The organism is Mesorhizobium sp. M4B.F.Ca.ET.017.02.2.1, from assembly GCF_003998955.1.
GTDB lineage: Bacteria > Pseudomonadota > Alphaproteobacteria > Rhizobiales > Rhizobiaceae > Mesorhizobium > Mesorhizobium abyssinicae.
In genome coordinates, this window is record NZ_RZOF01000426.1 from 1 (window position 1) to 4,809 (window position 4,809).

At 65.5% G+C, this 4,809-nt stretch carries 4 protein-coding genes, 1 pseudogene and 1 riboswitch; of the genes and pseudogenes, 2 read left to right on the top strand and 3 right to left on the bottom strand.

Annotated elements, in window-relative coordinates:
• Window positions 1–395: pseudogene (locus tag EN738_RS31055) on the top strand (hypothetical protein); the annotation flags it as partial.
• 65 nt (window positions 396–460) lie between these two features.
• On the opposite strand, the gene EN738_RS31060 reads toward EN738_RS31055, so the two are convergent.
• The 3 genes from EN738_RS31060 to EN738_RS31070 all read right to left on the bottom strand — a co-directional run bounded on the left by EN738_RS31060 (window position 461) and on the right by EN738_RS31070 (window position 3,238).
• Window positions 461–703: a type II toxin-antitoxin system CcdA family antitoxin gene (locus EN738_RS31060; RefSeq protein ID WP_127286941.1), complete on the bottom strand. Its 243-nt coding sequence runs from the start codon at window positions 701–703 to the stop codon at window positions 461–463.
• A 68-nt stretch (window positions 704–771) separates the two neighbouring features.
• A complete protein-coding gene (locus EN738_RS31065) occupies window positions 772–2,592 on the bottom strand; it encodes an ABC-F family ATP-binding cassette domain-containing protein (RefSeq protein ID WP_127286938.1) in 1,821 nt (606 codons plus the stop codon).
• Window position 2,593: 1 nt separating this feature from the next.
• Window positions 2,594–3,238: a thiamine diphosphokinase gene (locus EN738_RS31070; protein WP_127286939.1), complete on the bottom strand. Its 645-nt coding sequence runs from the start codon at window positions 3,236–3,238 to the stop codon at window positions 2,594–2,596.
• A 101-nt stretch (window positions 3,239–3,339) separates the two neighbouring features.
• Window positions 3,340–3,453: riboswitch (TPP riboswitch) on the top strand.
• Window positions 3,454–3,496: 43 nt separating this feature from the next.
• Here EN738_RS31070 and thiB point away from each other — a divergent pair.
• Window positions 3,497–4,501 (top strand): thiamine ABC transporter substrate binding subunit, encoded by a 1,005-nt coding sequence (gene thiB, locus EN738_RS31075; RefSeq protein WP_127286940.1) that lies wholly within the window; start codon window positions 3,497–3,499, stop codon window positions 4,499–4,501.
• Window positions 4,502–4,809 lie beyond the last annotated feature (308 nt).

The following is a 4,809-nucleotide window of genomic DNA, read 5'->3' on the forward strand; positions in this document are numbered from 1 at the left end:
ACATCCAGCTGCGCATGACGATCAGGCGCAACACCGACCAGACGCTGCCGGCCAGCCACATCATCGAGATGATCTTCCTGACGCCGGAAGGGTTTGACGGCGGCGGCGTCGACAACATCCTGCGCATCGCCATGAAGAGCTCCGAACAGGATGCCGGCAGCCCGCTGATCGGCATCCCGGCCAAGATCGCAGACGGCTTCTTCCTTGTTGCTCTCAACGACACCAAGGCTGACGAGGACGCCAATCTGACGCTGCTCAGGGGCCAGGACTGGATCGACGTTCCGGTCGTCTACAAGACCGGACGCCGCGCCCTGCTCACCATGGAAAAGGGCATTCCCGGCGAGAAGGTGTTCGACGAGGCGCTGAAAGCCTGGCAGGCGAAAACGTCGGGATGAGGAAGGGCTGTCGTCGGCTCAGAAGCCTTGGAACAGCCTGGCGGCGAAGACGTCGTAGCGTGACATCAGAACTGCCGATGTTCTTTCAGCGGAACGCCATGCTTGTCGACATAGTCGTTCCAAGCATCCATGGTGGCGCGGTTCTCAAGCTTCCATAGTGGCGTTTTCTCGGCGGCGACCGCTTCGGCTATCCCGGCTTCGGCGGCTCGCGAGACGTTCACATTGAGCCCCTTCGCTTCCTTCATGATCTGTGAATCGATCGACAGATTTGCCGGCTGACGAACCGCGTTCGCGGCTATCTTGCGCATGATGGCCTCCGCAACATGCGTATATGCGCATTGTACGGTTACGGCAGCGAGGCGGCGTTGATTGCCGCTCACCCCTCCATCTCTTCCCGCAGCATCTCCAGCTCGAGCCACTCCTCTTCCAGCGCCGCGAGCGTTACCCGCTCCTTGTCGAGGGCGGCGATGGTCTTCTGGAACGAGGCCGGATCGCGCTCGTAGTAGGAGGGGTCGGCGATGTTGTTCTCCAGCCGGGATATCGAGGCGGTTACTGCCTCGATCTTCTTTGGCAGCGATTCCAGCGCGAATTTCTGCTTGAACGACAATTTCTTCGCCGGGCCTTTCGGCGCGGCCGTTTCAGATCTCGCTGCGGCGGGCGTTTCGCCGGCCTCCGCCCTTGGCCTTGCCTTGCGGTCTTCGAGCTTCGAGCCGCCGCGCTGCGCCAGCATGTCGGAATAGCCGCCGGCATATTCGATCCAACGGCCGCCGCCATCCGGTGCGATCACGCTGGTGACGGTGCGGTCGAGGAAATCGCGATCGTGGCTGACCAGGATGACGGTGCCGGCGAAGCCGGCCACCAGTTCCTGCAGCAACTCCAGCGTCTCCATGTCGAGGTCGTTGGTCGGTTCGTCGAGCACCAGCAGGTTGGCCGGCCTGGCCAGCACGCGGGCGAGCAGCAGGCGCGCCCGCTCGCCGCCCGAAAGCTCGCGCACCGGCGTGCGCGCCTGCTCCGGCTTGAACAGGAAGTCCTTCATGTAGGAGACGACATGGCGCTGCTCGCCATTGACGAGAAGGTTCTCGCCGCGCCCGTCGGTGAGGTAATGCGCCAGCGTCTCCTGCGGATCGACGGCCTCGCGCTTCTGGTCGAGCGTGGCGATCTCGAGATTGACGCCGAGCCGCACGTTGCCGGCGTCCGGCGCCAGCTCGCCGGTCAGCATCTTCAGTAGCGTCGTCTTGCCGGCGCCGTTCGGCCCGACCAAGCCGACGCGGTCGCCGCGCTGGATGCGCGTGGAAAAACCCTTGACCACGGTGAGGTCGCCGAAGCTCTTTTCGATGCTCTTGGCCTCGATCACCAGCTTGCCGGACTCGGCGGCGTCGCTGGCCACCAGGGTGGCAGTGCCCTCGGCGCCGCGATGGCTGCGGAAACGCTGGCGCATGGTCTGCAACTCGCCGAGCCGTCGCATGTTGCGCTTGCGCCGCGCGGTCACGCCGTAGCGCAGCCAGTGCTCCTCGCGCACGATCTGGCGGCCGAGCTTGTGCTGCTCGCGCTCTTCCTCTTCCAGTACCTGGTCGCGCCACTCCTCGAAATGGCCAAAGCCCTTGTCCAGCCGCTTGGTCTGGCCGCGGTCGAGCCAGACGGTGGCGCGCGAAACGCGCTCGAGGAAGCGGCGGTCGTGCGAGATCAGGATCACCGCCGAGGAGGTGCGGGCAAGCTCCTCCTCCAGCCATTCGATCACCGACAGGTCGAGATGGTTGGTCGGCTCGTCCAGCAGCAGAATGTCGGGCTCCGGCGCCATGACGCGGGCAAGGGCGGCGCGGCGCGCCTCGCCGCCGGACAGGTCGTTCGGCCGCTCCTCGCCGGTGAGGCCGAGATGCTCCATCAGATAGGTGGCGCGGTAGGGATCGTCGGCCGGCCCGAGCCCCGCCTCGACATAGGCGCGCACATTGGCGAAGCCATCCATGTCGGGCATTTGCGGCAGGTAGCGCACCGTCGCCGAAGGCTGGCGGAACACCTCGCCGTCCTGCGGCTCGATCATGCCGGCGGCGATTTTGAGCAGCGTAGACTTGCCGGAGCCGTTGCGGCCGACCAGCGCGATCTTGTCCCCGGCGGATGCGCTGAGTGCCGCCCCGTCGAGCAGCGGCGTGCCGCCGAAGGTCAGTCTTATCCCGTCGAGATTGAGAAGAGGCGGGGCCATGTCAGCTTTCAGGAAGAGGATAGGGGTGAGCGAGCAGCAGCGCGCGGCCGTGGCCGAGAGCGATCTCAAGCCGCCCCTTGACCTCGTTGGATATAGTCAGCGACGAGCCGAACGCCACCTCGACCTGGTCGAGCGGCCATTTGGCGCCGGTGACGCTGAGGCCGGAAAGATCGGAAAAGCCGAGCACTGAAAACAGCGTGCCGTCGGCATAGTCGAAGCCGGCCTTGCCCGGCAGAAGGGGGATGCCCTCCTGCGCGCCGCTGGTCAAAAGCACGCTCATGCCGGCCTCGGCCAGGCGGACGGCGAGGGCCAGATGCAGGAAGGCGTGGTCGGCGCGCTTGCCGCCGAAGGCGCCGGCCAGCACCAGGCCGGTGGCGCCGCGCTCGAGCGCCGCGGCGATCGCCAGCTCGCCGTCCGTCTTGTCCTTCTCGGCCGGAAACACCTGGCGCGGCACGGCGGCCAGATCATGCGGCAAGTCCGCCGGCACGGAATCGAAATCGCCGACCCAGAGCTCGGGCGTCAGGCCCAGCATGCGGGCATGGCCGATGCCTCCATCGGCGGCGATGACGCGCGCGCCAGCAAGCTGGCTGTCGAGCCGCGGCGTGCGGACGAGGTCGCCGCCAAGCAGGATGGTGAATGTGCCCATGGGCGTCGCCCTTATCAGCCTCGCCGGCGAAACGGAAGCGGCGCCTGGGAAACCCGGCAAACTTCCGCTTGCGCGGTGCCGTAGCCGGGCCTATGTGTCGAAACGCTCTAACGGGGTGCCGGACGCGGGTTTTCGCGGGCCGGCTGAGAGGCAATCGCCAACCCGCTGAACCTGATCCGGTTTGTACCGGCGGAGGGATTAGACGTTTCGGAACATCCGACGCCTCAATTCCTTTCAACACCAACGAAGGAGGCGCCGATGCGCACGCTCTTATCCCACCTTGTTCTGGCCACCGGCCTGGTTTCGCTTCTCGCGGGCCCTGCGGCCGCGAAGGACAAGCTCACCGTCTACACCTATGAAAGCTTCACCGCCGAGTGGGGGCCAGGCCCGGCGGTGAAGAAGGAATTCGAGGCCGAATGCGGCTGCGACCTCGAATTCGTCTCGGTCGCCGACGGTGTGGCGTTGCTCAACCGCGTCAAGCTGGAAGGCGCGGCGACCAAGGCCGACATCGTGCTCGGCCTCGACACCAACCTGACAGCGGAAGCCAAGGCAAGCGGCCTGTTCGCGCCGCATGGCGGCGTGTCGGGCCTCAACGTCCCCGGCGACTGGAGCGACGACACGTTCGTGCCGTTCGACTACGGCTATTTCGCCGTCGTCTACGACACCGAAAAGCTGAAAGTCCCGCCGAAGAGCCTGAAGGAACTGGTCGAGGGCAGCGCCACCGACAAGATCGTCATCCAGGATCCGCGCACCTCGACGCCCGGCCTCGGCCTGCTGCTCTGGGTGAAGTCGGTCTATGGCGACAAGGCGCCGGAAGCCTGGGCCAAGCTCAAGCCCAAGGTGCTGACGGTGACGCCGGGCTGGAGCGAGGCCTACGGCCTGTTCACCAAGGGCGAAGCGCCGATGGTGCTGTCCTACACGACTTCGCCGGCCTATCACATGGTCGCGGAAAACACCGAGCGCTACCAGGCCGCGTCCTTCGAGGAGGGCGAATATCTGCAGATCGAGGTTGCCGGCATCACCACGACAGGGGCGAAGAATCCGCTGTCGGAAAAGTTCATCGCCTTCATGACCGGCCCGAAATTCCAGGATGTCATCCCCGAAACCAACTGGATGTTCCCGGCCGGCAAGACCGACAAGCCGCTCAATCCGGCCTTCGACAAACTGATCAAGCCGACCAAGACCTTGCTGTTCAGCGCCGAAGAGGTCGCCGCCAACCGCAAGGCCTGGGTGGACGAATGGCTGGCGGCGATGAGCAAGTAGGTTTTTCGATGCTTGCGCCAAGCCACCCCCCGCAAGGGGGGAGAGATCACACAATCTTCGGAAGGGAGCCTTTGCCGCTGAGGACAGGCGCCGGCTCGGATGACTTGGCATCCTTCCTCTCCCCCGTCGATCGGGGGAGAGGTGGCGAGCGAAGCTCGACGGAGTGGGGGTCGACCTTGGCGCGCATCAAGACGATGCTTGCACGCGATCCTCTTTCCTGTGTCCGCTGCGGCGGTTTCCAGGTGGTTCCCCCACTCCGTCGCCGCTTCGCGGCGCCACCTCTCCCCCCTCCGGAGGGAGAGGAAAGG

Bases quoted from the DNA above. Each gene is read 5' to 3' on its own strand.
- EN738_RS31060 (WP_127286941.1), bottom strand. From the start codon at position 703: ATGCGCAAGATAGCCGCGAACGCGGTTCGTCAGCCGGCAAATCTGTCG.
- EN738_RS31065 (WP_127286938.1), bottom strand. From the start codon at position 2,592: ATGGCCCCGCCTCTTCTCAATCTCGACGGGATAAGACTGACCTTCGGC.
- EN738_RS31070 (WP_127286939.1), bottom strand. From the start codon at position 3,238: ATGGGCACATTCACCATCCTGCTTGGCGGCGACCTCGTCCGCACGCCG.
- thiB (WP_127286940.1), top strand. From the start codon at position 3,497: ATGCGCACGCTCTTATCCCACCTTGTTCTGGCCACCGGCCTGGTTTCG.